Origin of the sequence: Lacicoccus alkaliphilus DSM 16010, assembly GCF_900142805.1 — a bacterium.
GTDB classification, from domain to species: domain Bacteria; phylum Bacillota; class Bacilli; order Staphylococcales; family Salinicoccaceae; genus Lacicoccus; species Lacicoccus alkaliphilus.
In genome coordinates this window covers 43719-57837 of the sequence record NZ_FRCF01000002.1, presented here as the reverse complement: position 1 = coordinate 57837, position 14119 = coordinate 43719, and the positions used below count along the sequence as shown (strand labels likewise).

At 46.7% G+C, this 14119-nt stretch carries 17 protein-coding genes; 4 read left to right on the top strand and 13 right to left on the bottom strand.

Annotation, left to right across the window (positions count from 1 at the left end; all coding sequences use genetic code 11):
• Nucleotides 1-10 precede the first annotated feature (10 nt).
• The 5 genes from BUA12_RS00410 to BUA12_RS00390 all read right to left on the bottom strand — a co-directional run bounded on the left by BUA12_RS00410 (nucleotide 11) and on the right by BUA12_RS00390 (nucleotide 3991).
• Complete coding sequence (locus BUA12_RS00410) at nucleotides 11-598, bottom strand: GH25 family lysozyme (RefSeq protein WP_143146056.1); 588 nt, start codon at nucleotides 596-598, stop codon at nucleotides 11-13.
• Nucleotides 599-710: 112 nt separating this feature from the next.
• Complete coding sequence (locus BUA12_RS00405; RefSeq protein ID WP_072707253.1) at nucleotides 711-974, bottom strand: hypothetical protein; 264 nt, start codon at nucleotides 972-974, stop codon at nucleotides 711-713.
• Nucleotides 975-1125: 151 nt separating this feature from the next.
• The gene (locus BUA12_RS00400; RefSeq protein ID WP_072707251.1) at nucleotides 1126-2031 is read right to left on the bottom strand and encodes a hydroxymethylglutaryl-CoA lyase; all 906 of its coding nucleotides are present in this window, start codon (nucleotides 2029-2031) and stop codon (nucleotides 1126-1128) included.
• Nucleotides 2032-2047: 16 nt separating this feature from the next.
• On the bottom strand, nucleotides 2048-3259 hold the full coding sequence (locus tag BUA12_RS00395) for a CaiB/BaiF CoA transferase family protein (protein WP_072707249.1): 1212 nt from the start codon (nucleotides 3257-3259) through the stop codon (nucleotides 2048-2050).
• A gap of 60 nt (nucleotides 3260-3319) precedes the next feature.
• Complete coding sequence (locus BUA12_RS00390; protein WP_072707247.1) at nucleotides 3320-3991, bottom strand: GntR family transcriptional regulator; 672 nt, start codon at nucleotides 3989-3991, stop codon at nucleotides 3320-3322.
• 287 nt (nucleotides 3992-4278) lie between these two features.
• On the opposite strand from BUA12_RS00390, the gene BUA12_RS00385 reads away from it, so the two are divergent.
• A complete protein-coding gene (locus BUA12_RS00385; RefSeq protein WP_072707245.1) occupies nucleotides 4279-4992 on the top strand; it encodes an MgtC/SapB family protein in 714 nt (237 codons plus the stop codon).
• A gap of 12 nt (nucleotides 4993-5004) precedes the next feature.
• Nucleotides 5005-5622, top strand: a complete 618-nt coding sequence (locus BUA12_RS00380; RefSeq protein ID WP_072707243.1) for an NAD(P)-dependent oxidoreductase — start codon at nucleotides 5005-5007, stop codon at nucleotides 5620-5622.
• Between the two features lie 59 nt (nucleotides 5623-5681).
• Here BUA12_RS00380 and BUA12_RS00375 read toward each other — a convergent pair whose 3' ends face one another.
• Both BUA12_RS00375 and BUA12_RS00370 read right to left on the bottom strand, forming a co-directional pair.
• On the bottom strand, nucleotides 5682-5855 hold the full coding sequence (locus BUA12_RS00375; RefSeq protein ID WP_072707241.1) for a tautomerase family protein: 174 nt from the start codon (nucleotides 5853-5855) through the stop codon (nucleotides 5682-5684).
• Between the two features lie 40 nt (nucleotides 5856-5895).
• A complete protein-coding gene (locus BUA12_RS00370) occupies nucleotides 5896-6507 on the bottom strand; it encodes a competence protein ComK (protein ID WP_072707239.1) in 612 nt (203 codons plus the stop codon).
• A 208-nt stretch (nucleotides 6508-6715) separates the two neighbouring features.
• On the opposite strand from BUA12_RS00370, the gene BUA12_RS00365 reads away from it, so the two are divergent.
• Complete coding sequence (locus tag BUA12_RS00365; RefSeq protein WP_072707238.1) at nucleotides 6716-6928, top strand: hypothetical protein; 213 nt, start codon at nucleotides 6716-6718, stop codon at nucleotides 6926-6928.
• A gap of 76 nt (nucleotides 6929-7004) precedes the next feature.
• On the opposite strand, the gene lplA is transcribed toward BUA12_RS00365, so the two are convergent.
• From lplA to hemE, 4 genes are all read right to left on the bottom strand, one after another.
• Nucleotides 7005-7994 (bottom strand): lipoate--protein ligase, encoded by a 990-nt coding sequence (lplA, locus tag BUA12_RS00360; protein WP_072707237.1) that lies wholly within the window; start codon nucleotides 7992-7994, stop codon nucleotides 7005-7007.
• A gap of 65 nt (nucleotides 7995-8059) precedes the next feature.
• Nucleotides 8060-9436 (bottom strand): protoporphyrinogen oxidase, encoded by a 1377-nt coding sequence (gene hemY / locus BUA12_RS00355; protein WP_072707236.1) that lies wholly within the window; start codon nucleotides 9434-9436, stop codon nucleotides 8060-8062.
• A gap of 17 nt (nucleotides 9437-9453) precedes the next feature.
• Nucleotides 9454-10368 carry a ferrochelatase gene (gene hemH / locus BUA12_RS00350; RefSeq protein ID WP_072708817.1) on the bottom strand — a complete coding sequence of 305 codons (915 nt, stop codon included), beginning with the start codon at nucleotides 10366-10368 and terminating at the stop codon, nucleotides 9454-9456.
• Nucleotides 10369-10374: 6 nt separating this feature from the next.
• A complete protein-coding gene (hemE, locus tag BUA12_RS00345) occupies nucleotides 10375-11400 on the bottom strand; it encodes a uroporphyrinogen decarboxylase (RefSeq protein WP_072708815.1) in 1026 nt (341 codons plus the stop codon).
• Nucleotides 11401-11564: 164 nt separating this feature from the next.
• On the opposite strand from hemE, the gene BUA12_RS00340 reads away from it, so the two are divergent.
• The gene (locus BUA12_RS00340) at nucleotides 11565-12110 is read left to right on the top strand and encodes a hypothetical protein (protein WP_072707235.1); all 546 of its coding nucleotides are present in this window, start codon (nucleotides 11565-11567) and stop codon (nucleotides 12108-12110) included.
• 5 nt (nucleotides 12111-12115) lie between these two features.
• Here the strand turns inward: BUA12_RS00340 and BUA12_RS00335 are convergent, their stop codons facing one another.
• Together BUA12_RS00335 and BUA12_RS00330 are read right to left on the bottom strand one after the other, a co-directional pair.
• Complete coding sequence (locus BUA12_RS00335; RefSeq protein ID WP_072707234.1) at nucleotides 12116-13318, bottom strand: ABC transporter permease; 1203 nt, start codon at nucleotides 13316-13318, stop codon at nucleotides 12116-12118.
• Nucleotides 13299-14051 carry an ABC transporter ATP-binding protein gene (locus tag BUA12_RS00330; protein WP_072707233.1) on the bottom strand — a complete coding sequence of 251 codons (753 nt, stop codon included), beginning with the start codon at nucleotides 14049-14051 and terminating at the stop codon, nucleotides 13299-13301. The genes BUA12_RS00335 and BUA12_RS00330 overlap by 20 nt, the downstream gene beginning before the upstream one ends.
• Nucleotides 14052-14119 lie beyond the last annotated feature (68 nt).

Sequence of the window (14119 nt, the reverse complement as noted above, 5' to 3'; positions counted from 1 at the left end):
CATGCAATCGTCATTTCCCTGTAAAATATTCAAGCGGCTTATCACCTATGATCCTGTTTAAATCAAGATCACCTTCATGACCGGGGAGCCTCCCCCGGTCGGTATATTGATGGATATCAGCCGGGAATTTCGGCGTACTGTCCGGTGCCGGGCTGCCGGATCCGTAATGCGGAATCCATACGGCATCCGCTTCACCGGTATCCAGGTTCAACCGCTCATACAAATGATGGGCGATGTAGAGGCCGACTTTTTCAGCACCGTGCTTGCGCATTTCATTCACATATATGCTGACACCCGCCCTCATATCCGGATGAGTGACCGCTTCCACATCCAGCCACCAGAAAGTCGGCTCCAGTTCTTTTGTCCTGTCCCAGAACATTTTCGCTTCGTTAATCATATGGGTGTCATTCTGCCCGCGGACAAATGCATAGGCTGCGGTCGGGATGCCCTGCGCCCTGAACTTCCTATGGTGCATCTCATATTCCCTGTCGATCACGTCGGCATCCATAGTTCTGATGATCGCATGATCCACATGCCTGGATAGTGTTGCATAGTCAATATTTTTCGATGACTGATGATGGGAAACATCTATGATCATGGAAACATCCTCCTTTATCTCCGAATACCGGGTCTCATTCAGCTTTTCATTCCTCAAGCCCCCGGCACCTTTCCATCCAAGGCGCTGAACCGGCACAGGCGGAAAAGCACGGTCATCTCAACAAAGCAATCAAAATGATCAGGAATAATATGGATGCGATGAAGGGCAATATGAAGAAGAAATAACACCCGAGCTCCATATCCGGTATCTCTTCATTCCCACCGCTGCTATCCTGCTTGTTCACTGAAAACCCATCCTTTGAATCCCGTCCTCCGGACTTCCGTTTCTCAACTTTGTTTTCAGCTCTTTTCTTTTCGCGGTTCCTTATCCTGTCGATGATGTATTCCGTATCCTCACTTCGGTTTTTATCGGGCATCATACCATCCCCTTCACTACTATTGAGGGCATCGAAAGCCGGTGTGCCTCTTTATAATCAATATCCCCCACTGCATGATTTTAACCATGACATATGGAAAAATCCCACGCATCGGCACCCCTCCTCCGGGGAGATCGTTTTTTATGATGATTCAGAACTCGTGAAGGTCGGACACCTTGCCTGCTTTCACAACCTGTCCGGGATAGTCCGATCTTCCGATGATATCCGGCAGTTCTTTTGAGATCGATATCAGTTGATCCAGGTCGGCTGTATGGGAGATGCCCATTTCACCAAACATATGGACCACATCTTCCGTACAGATGTTGCCGCTGGCCCCCGGTGCAAAGGGGCAGCCGCCGATGCCGCCGATGGCGGAGTCGAAGCGGGTCACGCCCGCTTCCATGCCTGCGATCAGATTGGCGAGGCCCATACCGCGTGTGTCATGGAGATGCAGGGTCAACGGTATCTCACCGGCGTAATCCTTCACCTCTGCAGCAAATCTCTTGATCTGGCTGGGGTTGGCCATCCCGGTCGTGTCCGCCAACGTGATGCTGTCCATGCCGAGGTCGATGTATTTTCTAATAAAACCCATCACGGCTTTTTCTGAAATGGCACCTTCAAATGGGCAGCCGAACGCAGTCGCAACCGTGCCATTGATTTTGATGCCGCTCCCTTTAATGTGCGCCGCTATTTTCGAGAATCCCTCCAGGGATTCTTCATGCGTCTTGTTGACGTTCTTTTTATTGTGGCTTGCACTCGCTGACATCACCAGGTTGATTTCATCCAAATCTGCATTCATTGCCCGCTCGGCACCGCGCAGGTTCGCCACAAGCCCCACATAGGTGACATCTTTATTTCTTTCGATGTTTTTGGCGACCTCTTCAGCATCGCTCAACTGCGGGACGGCTTTCGGGGAGACGAATGAAGTCACTTCAATCTTGGAGACACCCGTCCTGCTGATCTTATTGATGATGTTTATCTTATCTTCCGTCGGTATGAATTTTTTTTCCATCTGGAAGCCGTCACGCGGTATGACTTCCTGAATGTGTATGGGCATGTGTTTTCACTCCTCATTAAATGATTCCATTCTTTTTCAGATATTCCATTTGGTCCTCGGAATAGTTCAGCAGGTCCCGGTAGACTTCGTCATTATGCTCCCCGAGCTTCGGGCCCGCCCATTTGATCTCGCCTGGGGTTTCGGAGAATTTCGGCATGATGCCGGGCATCTTCAACTGCCCGAGGCCATCCACTTCCACATCTTCAATCATGCCCCTGGCCTGATAATGTACATCCTCAAAAATATCGGCGATGCTGTATATCGGTCCGTTCGGCACATCAAATTCATCCAGCTTCTGCTGGGCTTCCGAGAGTGTGTACTGCAATGTCCATTCCGAGATGACGCCATCGAGGTGTTCCGGATATTTTGCCCGGTCATCGTTGGAGGCGTATTTGACGTCATCCCTGATATCTTCCCTGCCGATGGCCGTCATCAGCCGTTTGAAAATGCTGTCGCCGTTTCCGCCGATGACGATATACTTCCCGTCCTTACATTGATATGTATTTGAAGGTACTATGCCCGGCAGAGCGCTGCCTGTCCTTTCCCTGATGAAATTGTAATGGTCATACTCCGGCACCATGCTCTCCATCAGGCTGAAGACCGCTTCATACAAAGCCACATCAATGAACTGTCCGGTGCCTGTACCTGCGACATCCCTGTTGTATACCGCCATCATCGCACTGATGACCGCATATAATGAAGAAATTGAATCACCCAGGCTGATGCCCACCCTGACCGGTGGCCTGTCCTCATAACCCGTGACATTCCGTATGCCGCCGATCGACTCGCCGACACTGCCGAAACCGGGCTTATTACTGTAAGGGCCGTCCTGTCCGTAACCGGATATCCTGACCATGATGATTCCAGGGTTGATTTTCTTTAAATCCTCATAACCGAGGCCCCACTCTTCGAGTTTCCCCGGGCGGAAGTTCTCAATCAATATATCCGTATCCTTTATGATGTCCCTGATGATGTCCTGACCTTCTTCCGATTTCAGGTCCACCGTCACCGACTTCTTATTGCGGGACTGCACATACCACCACAGCGAAGTATCTTCATGCATCATCCGCCATTTACGGATCGGGTCGCCCGAACCCGGCGTCTCCACTTTGATGACTTCGGCACCGAAGTCGGCGAACAGGCGTCCTGCAAAAGGTCCGGCAATCAGCGAACCCATCTCCAGAACACGCAGCCCGCTCAATAATTCTTTAGATTTTTCATCAAACATTTCATGCACCCCACAAAATTATTTTCATGCTGTTTATTTTTGACAGATCACCCTAAAATTTTATGCTTTGCCTACGAATAAATCAGACAGGCTTTCCATATCATATTTAATATGGACCGACATCATTTCGCGCGCCTTGTCTGCCTCTTCATCCTTCAACGCCTGGAATATTTCATTATGCTGCAAATGTGCGGTTCTCCGCCGTTCCCGGTCATGAATATTATATTTCCTGTATAATTTCGTCAGACTTTTAAGCTGGTCGATCTGAGCCATCAGCCTTTTATTACCGCTGATTCCAATGATGGTATTATGGAATTCGCTGTTCAATTCCAGGAAAAGCACCGTCGTTTCACCTGCATCTTCTTTCGAATTGACGATTTCTAGTGAGCGGCTGAGGAGATCCTCAAGGACCTCCACCTCTGTTCCAGTGATGAATCGAGCTGCTTTCTCAGCCGCCATCGATTCAAGGGCCATCCGGCATTCATAGATTTCCTTCAAATCCTCAAGATTGGGCGTATAGACCTCAAGAGCATTCCTCTTATTTCTGAGTATGAGCCCGTCCTGTTCCAGTTTGCTGATTGATTCCCTCACCGGCCCCCTGCTGACATCGAGCTGCTGGGACAACTGCACTTCATTGATGCGTTCCCCAGGCTTCAGCGTGCCTTTGATGATGTCCGCTTTAAGCGAATCATAGACCTGCATGTACAAAGGTACGGGTTTGGATATCTTCATTGAAATTCACCCCAATTGTGTTAACTGTTAACAGTAGTATAGATTTCAGATAATTCTTTGTCAATGTAAAAAGTCTTCTTCGAGACAGGGAATTCCGGTCCAAAGAAGTTGACACGTATAAGATTATGCGCTCCGCTCACTGCCAGCCCATATATAAATTTTATTAGCCCAATTTCAATTTTATGGTCGGTTACATTTTGCACCCTTAATTATTGGAGTGTTATAATAATTTGAACTCACCCACCCATGTTCATTCTGGTTGCTGCATTACGGGAGGAGGTAAGAATATGGCTTTTGAAATTGAATTCATAGTGAAATTAAGTCTTGCGTTGGTTTTTGGCATGCTGATCGGTATAGACAGGAAACTTAAAAACAAACCGCTTGGCCTTAAGACCTGCTCGGTGATCAGTATAGCAAGCTGTTTGGTCACAATCGTCTCCATCCAGTCGTTTGAGCAGCATGCCTCTGCCACTTATAACGCGATCGACCCTATGCGTCTGGCAGCACAGATTGTAAGCGGCGTCGGTTTCCTGGGTGCAGGCGTCATCCTCCACAGAAAAAATGATGTGATTTCAGGGTTGACCAGTGCAGCTTTAATCTGGGCAGCTTCAGGTCTGGGTATTGCGGTAGGCGCCGGGTTTTATCTGGAAGCTGCATTTGCAGTGCTTCTGCTGATCATTGCAGTGAATTTCATCCCCAGATTCTTTAAATTGATTGGCCCAGAGAAACTACAGACTAAAGAAATTTCCATCAAAATGAGTATCGATAAAAATTTAAGGATCACAAATGTACTAGACACAGTTGAGGAAAAATTCCATGAGATGAACCAAAAGGAAAGTAAAGACATTACAATTTTAGATGTTAAAGTGAAGAGTTTCGAAGACGGCAGCCAAAAGATCGATTTAAGGTTATTGGTGCCGGAAAGTCAGTCCACCACTGAGATCTACGAGCTGATCAAAGACACCACCGGTATATTGACGGTTGATATACAAAATCTATAAAGGGGGATGATTATGAAGATTATAGTATTCGGTGCAACGGGCGGCGTGGGTAGAAGTGTAGTTGAGCAGGCGCTGGAAAAGGGGTTTGACGTCACTGCGTTTGCCCGCACACCATCAAAATTGGATGTGTCGGATGAACAACTGACAATCATCAGGGGAGATGCCTTCAATAAGGATGAAGTCGCTGCAGCCATTGCAGGAAATGATGCTGTAGTGTCATACCTCGGATCAAATAAAGGAATGAAAAAGTCTTCAGAACTTGAAGAGATGGCTAAAAATATTGTAGACGGCATGCAGGAACATCATGTGAAGCGCATCGTTTACACCGCTTCAGCAGGGGTTGAGCAGGAGATATCCGGCATCAGCGGGAAATTGATCATGAAACTTCTGAAGAATGTTCTGGCCGATCATCGGAAAGCGGTCGGTCATATCCGTTCAAACGATCTTGAGTTCACGATCGTCAGGCCGATGGGTTTGACGGATAAGGATTTTACGGGTGAGTACAGGGAGGCACAATCAGGTGTCCCCGAAAAATCCAGGACGATTCCACGGGCGGATGTGGCACACTTCATAGTCAGGGCATTAACGGATCCACAATACGAAAATACGTCCATCGGTGTCGCGACGTAATGAGAGCGAGTATGACTGCCCTCTTCATTGAAGAACCCCCTCATTTTGAGGGGGGCCTGTTACATATCCTGACCGGAATGGAAGTCTTCCGCTTTCATTTCTTCAAAAATCACCTTTACGCTGTCTTTCGGTGCAAATTTTGTCGCGTCCATCGTTTTGACGATCTCTTTTGCGAGTGCTTCCTTCTGTTCGGCCGTACGGCCTTCTTTCAGCTGGATTCTTACGAATGGCATGATTGTTCACTCCTGTAGTTTTGTCTTCATTATACGTCGTTTATGTAATACGGTCCACTTTATGCCGCTTGCTGTCACTTAGATGTTGCAGGTAGGCTTTATATGAAACATCACTGACTTTGTCCCCCGCCCCGTCCATATGATAACCGGCACTGTTGTTTTTATATTTCGCCATTTCATTGTATTCATATTTCTCTTTTTCCAAATTGAACTTGTAATGGAGCTTCAAGGCATTAAGGTATTGATTATTGAAGGAAGTAAAGGATATATCGACTTCGATTTCTTCATTGTTATTGAACCTCACCCGCGTATTGCCATTATAATTCCGGTAGGAATGGATATGCTTGATATTGAACCAGTTGTTCTCGTTCACCCTGTCCGAATGTGTGCAAAAGAAAATGATCGATCCAAACAAATCAATGATGACAGGGACTTTAGCACTCAGACCTGTCAACTTCTTCGTCAGCTCTTTGCGGGCGGGATAACTTTGTGAATACTGCTTGCAGTTTCTCTCCATAATCTTATTCGGTGTTGCTATGCAGGCCGTGCTTTCACTTCCGAACAACTCCCCTATCCTTGTTTCCGTCAGTCCCTTATTCTCTACAGATAACATATACATGGTCTCATCATGAATGTGATAGTATTGTTTCATTGCCATGCCCCTTTATTTATGATAAATTTAATATAACATATGTTAACTTAATTGTTAACTTTTAATAACTATATATATTAAATTTTCAATACAGTTTCTTTAGGGTATTTTTACAATATTTAATTATCTAAATATTCAAAACGCATTTGACAATATTATACACACGGTTTATAATTTTATACAAGATAAAATAAGGGGGCGGAATATAATGAGTAAGCAAGTGTACCCGGTTAACCAGTTGAGAGTTTTCATCAATACGATCAATGACCTTTCTGCTGACATCCTGCTTCAAGAAGCTCTTGATGATTTCAACACCAAGCTTTACAAAGAAAAAGTCGAAGAAGCATTGCTCGAAAAAGACGAAGAGAAATTCAACACCTACACTACATTATTGAGAGAGATCACTGAAGATGAAGAATAAAATACACCATTCAACAAAAAATAGCTGACTTTACTCTGTATAATCCATATACATAAGTAAAGTCAGCTCATTTTATTTATACGACAAGTTCCAGGAACTCTTCTCTTGTGATCCTTCCGAGGTAATGGCTGATATCGACATCTCGCAGGGCATGGTCGATTGCCTCATAGCTGTGCTCGACACCTTCAAGTTTCTCCTCGATATCCACCACTTCACCGACACCGAAGAAATCCCCGAATATCTTAGCCTGTGCTATCCTGCCCTGTCTGACATCGAATCTCACATCCAGCAGGCCTGCCGGGAATTTATGGGAGGCATTGAAATTATACTTTGGATTTCTGCCATAATTCCATTCCCATGTCTGGTACTTCTCTTCCGATAATTTGTTTATCTTTTCCCAGTCCTCATCTGTCAGCTCATATTCTTCAACTTCATCCGGAGAACCGAATATTTTGATCAATATACGGCGTTTGAATTCCTCTATATCAATTTTTTCATCCAGGAAGTCATTGATGTTCCCCACCCTGGCACTGACTGACTTGACACCCTTGGATTCAATCTTTTTAGGATTCACTTTCAATGCATTCTGCACTTCACTGATATCACTGTCTAGCATGACCGTACCATGGGAGAACATCCTGCCCTTTTGGGTGAACATCGCATTTCCCGAGACTTTTTTGCCGTCGACTTCAATATCATTCCTGCCTGAAAGTGCCGCGTTAACGCCCATATCCTGGAGCGCCTCCACGATCGGCTGTGTGAAGCGTTTGAAGTTATGGAAACTCTCGCCGTCATCTTCAGTGATGAAACTGAAATTCAGGTTGCCCTCATCATGATAGACTGCGCCGCCGCCCGACACACGGCGTACGACTTTGATGCCGTGTTCACGAATATATGGCTCATTGATTTCTTCAATTGTATTCTGGTTTTTGCCTATGATGATGGATGGCTGATTCACATAGAATAAAAAGTATGAATCATCAGTTGGAATTTCCCTTAAAATATATTCCTCCATCGCCAGATTGATCATGGGATCTGTAATATTGTTGTTGGATATGAATTTCACTGTATGACCTCCTATAAGAATGATATGAAACCATTATATATTAATCAGGTGTCATATGACGTCCATTAAGACTGGGGGGCTGAGAGGATATTTCCGGCAGCTTCTTTCCCGCCTTTTACGCAATCCGGCAGACCGACGGCATAGTGCGATGCACCGATCAGCTGAATACCCGGATAAGCCTCTTGCATATGTGCCTGGATACCGTCGATCATCTCTTTGTGGCCAATATTATAATTCGGCATCGAGTTTTTGAGCCTGGTCACTATTTTCAACCCCGGCTCCCCTTCGATATCCATGATCTTATCCAGGTCCTTACGGGCCAGGCGCAGTATATCTTCTTCCGATTTCTCTTCCACTACGAAGTCACCGGGCCTCCCCACGTATGCCCGCAGCAGCACCTTACCCTCCGGGGTGGAATGTTTCCACTTCTTATTCGTCCAGGTGCAGGCAGTGATGGCCGTGTCCATATTACGGCTCACGACAAAGCCGGTGCCGTCAATATCATTCTTCACCTGATCCGCATCAAAGGACATGACGACCGTTGCGACACTCGTTGCAGGCATATGCTTGAAATAATCCAGTTCTTTATCATCGAACCAGCGCTTATATTGGAAATGGGGGGTCGTTATGATGATCTGGTCATAGTGCTTCACTTCACCGTTGATGGACACTTCGTAACCATCAACGGACTTGTCCACCGCTTCGATATCACTGTTGAAATGGAGCTTCGCACCCTGAGATTCCAGCTTCTCCTGCAGCCTTTCGATGAAGGATTCCAGGCCATTCTTAAACTGGAGGAACTGTCCGACCTTCCTGGTGTTCTTTTTGGCCGGTTTCGCTTTGATCATGCCTTTGATCAGGCTCCCATACTTCTGTTCCTGATGTTTGAAGTTGGGGTATGTCGACATCAGGCTGAGCTTGTCGATCGGCGTACTGTAGACACCGGACAAGAGGGGATCTATCAAATTCTCAAGCACTTCATCACCCAGCCTGTTCCTGAAGAAACTTCCGGCTGAAACGTCCGTGTACAATGGCGTCTTCTTTTTCGTGAGATCCAGGAGCGCACGCAGCTTACCTGAAAAAGAGATCAGGCTTGTCGTCAGGAAAGGCATGATTTCCGTCGGCACACCAAGCATGGTGCCCGGAGGCACCGGGTGTAGACGGTGGTGGGAATAAATATATGCCTGTCCTGTTTCATTCCTTACCAGATCTTCTTCGAGACCGATATCTTTAGCCAGGTCCGTCATCGCTTCCTTACGGCTCAAATAGGACTCGGGCCCAAGTTCTATGACATAGCCGTCTTTGCGGTATGTTTTGATCTTGCCGCCTGCATGATCCGCCTTTTCAAAAATGTCGACTTCCAAATCCCCGGAATCCCTGGTGAGATAGTAGCCTGCAGACAACCCTGAGATGCCTGCACCGATAATAGCAACTTTCGTCATTTTAAAACCCTTCTTTACTATAGTAACTCAAGCTGATTGATCATCGCCTGGATGAATCTCTTGTCAGTGTTCGGCATTGCTGGTCTGTGGTAGCCTGCGCCCACTTCGTCACACACCACTTTACACTCATAGTCGTTGTCGTATAACACTTCAAGGTGTTCACACACGAAGCCGAGCGGCAGATAGATGAAATGTTTGAATCCATGTTTCGCATGTAGATCACGTGTCAGATCCTGCACGTCGGGGCCGAGCCATGGATCCGGTGTGTTGCCTTCCGACTGCCATCCCACGAATACATTCTGCAGGTCCGCCTGCGCTTTAAGCATCTGTGCAGTTTCTTCGAGCTGGGAAGGATAAGGATCGTTCTGCTCTTTTATCTTCTCAGGGAGACTGTGCGCACTCACTATGATCGCCGTCCCGCTGTGTTCAGCTTCATCGATTTCATTCAATGATGATTTGACCGCTTCCGTCCAGTAGTCGAGGAATGGCTGTTCTTTATAGAACGATTCGACTGATTTTATTTCGATGCCGTATTTTTCACACTCTTCTTTGGCACGCTGATTGTAGGTGCCGACTGAAAAGTTGGAATAATGCGGTGTCAACACGACGGTCTCGACTTCTTTGATGCCGTCCTCAGCCATCTGTTTGACCGCATCTTCAATGAACGGATCGATATGCTTCAAACCGAGATAGAGCTGATATTCATCTTCCGATGATGCGTTGTATTGCTCCAGCAAGGCTTCCGCCTGCCTCTTGGTCGTATCGGCCAGCGGGGAAATCCCGCCGATCGCCTCATAGCGGTCCTTCAAGTCCTGGAGCGCCTCCGCGCTTGGTGGTCTGCCACGTCTGATATGCGTGTAATAAGGCTCGATGTCCTCTTCTTTGTATGGCGTGCCGTATGCCATGACCAATAATCCTTTTTTCTCTGTCATCATCAATCACAATCCTTTACTGTAAGTATGAACGAATTCAGTTAATCTCTTAAGCGTGTCGGGGTTCACTTCAGGGAAGACACCGTGGCCGAGATTGAATATATGGCCGGTCCTGTTGCCCTGGGTCACAATCTCTTTCGCTTTCGCTTCGATGATTTCCCAGTCGGTGAGAAGCAGTGCAGGTTCAAGATTGCCCTGCAGCGCCTTTTTGACACCCATTTCCCTTGCTTCGTTGATGGAAGTCCGCCAATCAAGGCCGATCACATCGACATCCAGTGTATTCCATTCCGGTATGAGGTGGGAAGCACCGATGCCGAATACGATCACAGGCACACCTTTGGACCTCACATGGGCGGCGATCCTGTTCATGTAAGGCGATAAATTCTCGGCATATACCGACCTGCTCATCGCTCCGCCCCATGAATCGAATATCTGGATGACGCTTGCACCTGACTCTATCTGTGCATCCAGATAAGTGATGCTCATTTCAGTGAGTTTATTCATCAGCTTATGCCATGTTTCAGGTGCGTTGTACATCATCTGTTTCGTTTTGTGATAATTTTTGGAAGGTCCGCCCTCGATCATATAGCTCGCCACTGTAAACGGCGCACCGCAGAATCCGATCAAAGGTACATCGAGTTTTTCTTTTGTCAGTATTTCAATTGTTTTATAAATATAGCCCAGATCTTTATAAGGATCCAGCTCCCCGAGTTTTTCGACATCGTTGATGTCCTTGATCGGGTTGTGGATGACCGGGCCGACACCAGCCACGATTTCCACATCGATACCTATCGGTGACAACGGTGAAATGATATCCTTATACAGGACAGCTGCATCCACGTTGTAATTCTCGACGGGCGTCGCCGTCAAGTATGCCGTCAGCTCAGGCTGCTTTGTGATTTCGATCAAAGAATATTTTTCTTTGACTTTCATATATTCAGGCTGGCTGCGCCCCACCTGCCTCATGAACCATACCGGGGTATGCTCCGTTCTCTCACCTTTTGCCGCTCTAATCAAAGTATCATTAAACAATTCAAAAGCCTCCGTCTCATAATTTCCCATACCATTTTATCATACCTTACATTTGATGTCATAACGAACTGATTAATGACAAAAAAATGATATTTGCCCCCTCAAGTTTAGTTTTCCAAAGTTGAAGGTATAGTAATGACAAGACATTATGAGAGGTGAACAGAATGAGATTACACATTACAACAGGGACACTGGGATACATGGCATCAATGAAAGAAAAAGACCCCCGGCTGATGATGAATGCCAGGGATCATGAAGCCTTGCTGTACGGCGAAGACGAGGAAAGGTCCGTTTTTGCTTCGGGCTATGATTATGAACTTTTACACAGCCAGGGTCCACTGAGTGAGGAAAATACCGTCTATGTGCAATATATACCTGTGTCCGGGAGCGGTAATGCTTCCATCCTTGGCCACCTGTCGGATTTGAACCAGAAGCTGCAGGACGTCAAAGGTCTCCTTGCATACCGGATAGGCCATTCAGATGACAGGGACACTTTCATCATCTTCACCCAATGGCCCGGTAAATCGACAATCAGCGACTTCAAAAGTTCCGCCGTCTTCGATGACTATTTGTCAACCGAGGTACTGAAGAAGTTCCGTGATGCCGGCGCCATGTTCCACAGCTACAGTGCCTCCAAGATATACCTGCCTGCTGAAGAGAATGAAGAAAAACTGGAGGAACTTCCAGAAGAGGAAAAAGAAGATTACTGAGGGGTTTAATCACTCAGTAATCTTTCTTTTTTATATACATTTTTACTGAAATAACTGTTCAAGGCAAAGCCCCATAAAGGGAACACTGCAGCAATATAGAAATATACCGGATGCAGGAAGATGAATATGACGGCAAGGAGCAGCGCAATCATGAGAATCACCTTGTGGGAAAAACGGATGTAACTCTCCTGGATGTACTCCCTCTCCACAGGCCAGACCTTGGGCCACAGGAGATACGCCTGGGCCGTGTAAAGCTGGGACATCTGAAGCACGATGACATAAAGTGCGAATAACAACACGATCACCGACAACACTGGCGCGTCCACCCATATGATGACGATGCTGAATATCATCAGCAGCCTTAAAATGATCATCGGCAGATCATCATCCCTTAAAAAAGTCCTCCTGAAGAGATATTCATACATATGGTTTTTATTGAACCGGCCTGGTGGCGGCTGCTTCAGCAGCGCGTCGAAGTACTTCCTCCTTTTGTACTGCTTTGACGACAGGCGGACATTGGTGAACATCGACACATACTGATAATATTTCTGTTTCATTGAAGCTTCATGATCGATGATTTTCGGCCAGTCCAGATTCTTATGCTGCTTTTTTTGGACCAGGAAATACAAACCGCCGATCAGCAGAAGGCCCAAAAGAATGAATAACGGATTCACCAGTATTGAAAAGAGTGATATGAAGTGAATGAGGATCAGCATCAATATTACACTGTTCCGGTCCATCGGTGTGTTGACCGCATCCCGTCTGATCAAAAATGCGAAGATATACAGCAGGACGGACATGCCCACAAATAAAACCATCACCCATCCCGGATGTCCGACCCGGAGCAGCAGCAGTGAAATGATCAATCCGGTGATCGGCAGGTAGGCGCTGAGCCAGAATGAATAGCGGTTCATATATGAGAAATATGTCTTCATATACTTTTCATACGGCGGCAGGAACAGCACATCCGCCTCTTTCAGCAGTGAGCGGTACTTCGGCAGCAGCACGATGCTCATGAGCAGTGCTGCTATGATATCGAGATAAATGTTAGGCTCCATCGCTGAGAGCATACCGAGGAGTGAATACAGGAACACCCCTCCCGCTATCGTCAGGAAAATCAGGAAGTGGCTGTTGAATATATATTTGCTGTAATACGCCCTGATCCTGATATCATCTTCTATCCTGCTTTTATGAATGGGTGCTTTCATTGGAACGTGCGCCCCCAGTCAATGACAGATATAATTCGTCGAGTGAGGCCCCCGGCATGTTCATTCCGGTCCTCAGTTCATCAAGCGTGCCGGAGATCAGCAATTTACCGTCGTCAAGTATCACGTAGCGGTCACAGTAGCGCTCAGCCGTGGATAAGATGTGTGTGCTCATCAAAATCGAGCGGCCGTCCTCCCTCTCCGAAACCATCAGTTCAATCAATGACTCTATGCCGAGCGGGTCCAGACCAAGAAACGGCTCGTCGATGATGTACAGGTCCGGCTCCACAATGAATGCACATATGAGCATCACTTTCTGCTTCATCCCTTTTGAGAAATGGGTGGGGAACATACGGCCCTTTTCCTCCAGCCTGAACATCTTCAACAGCTTGTCCGCACGTTCCCAGGCAGTTGCTTCATCCAGGCCGTAAGCCATCGCGGTCATATTGATATGCTCGTTCAAAGTCAGTTCTTCGTAGAGTATCGGGGACTCCGGGATATAGGCAAGCGCCCTCCTGTACTCTTCCGTGTCCTCCCCGATCCGGGTCCCATTCACTTCAATGTGCCCGGCATGCGGGTTCAAAAGACCCAGGATGTGTTTGATGGTCGTACTTTTGCCTGCGCCGTTCAAACCGATCAGGCCGACGATCTCACCGCTCTTTATATTGAAGCTGATATCGTGGATGACAGCGGTCCTGGAATAACCCCCTGTCAGATTTTCTATATTGAGTACCATATTCGACTTCCTTTAATTTAAATAAAATTATTTGTATACTTGATGCTAAGATACAATATATCATAATA

Coding starts and splice junctions, on each gene's coding strand:
- BUA12_RS00395 (WP_072707249.1), bottom strand. CDS start 3,259: ATGTTTGATGAAAAATCTAAAGAATTATTGAGCGGGCTGCGTGTTCTG.
- BUA12_RS00410 (WP_143146056.1), bottom strand. CDS start 598: ATGATCATAGATGTTTCCCATCATCAGTCATCGAAAAATATTGACTAT.
- BUA12_RS00380 (WP_072707243.1), top strand. CDS start 5,005: ATGAAGATTATAGTATTCGGTGCAACGGGCGGCGTGGGTAGAAGTGTA.
- BUA12_RS00365 (WP_072707238.1), top strand. CDS start 6,716: ATGAGTAAGCAAGTGTACCCGGTTAACCAGTTGAGAGTTTTCATCAAT.
- BUA12_RS00330 (WP_072707233.1), bottom strand. CDS start 14,051: ATGGTACTCAATATAGAAAATCTGACAGGGGGTTATTCCAGGACCGCT.
- BUA12_RS00370 (WP_072707239.1), bottom strand. CDS start 6,507: ATGAAACAATACTATCACATTCATGATGAGACCATGTATATGTTATCT.
- BUA12_RS00400 (WP_072707251.1), bottom strand. CDS start 2,031: ATGCCCATACACATTCAGGAAGTCATACCGCGTGACGGCTTCCAGATG.
- BUA12_RS00405 (WP_072707253.1), bottom strand. CDS start 974: ATGCCCGATAAAAACCGAAGTGAGGATACGGAATACATCATCGACAGG.
- hemH (WP_072708817.1), bottom strand. CDS start 10,368: ATGACAGAGAAAAAAGGATTATTGGTCATGGCATACGGCACGCCATAC.
- BUA12_RS00390 (WP_072707247.1), bottom strand. CDS start 3,991: ATGAAGATATCCAAACCCGTACCTTTGTACATGCAGGTCTATGATTCG.
- BUA12_RS00375 (WP_072707241.1), bottom strand. CDS start 5,855: ATGCCATTCGTAAGAATCCAGCTGAAAGAAGGCCGTACGGCCGAACAG.
- hemY (WP_072707236.1), bottom strand. CDS start 9,436: ATGACGAAAGTTGCTATTATCGGTGCAGGCATCTCAGGGTTGTCTGCA.
- BUA12_RS00340 (WP_072707235.1), top strand. CDS start 11,565: ATGAGATTACACATTACAACAGGGACACTGGGATACATGGCATCAATG.
- BUA12_RS00335 (WP_072707234.1), bottom strand. CDS start 13,318: ATGAAAGCACCCATTCATAAAAGCAGGATAGAAGATGATATCAGGATC.
- BUA12_RS00385 (WP_072707245.1), top strand. CDS start 4,279: ATGGCTTTTGAAATTGAATTCATAGTGAAATTAAGTCTTGCGTTGGTT.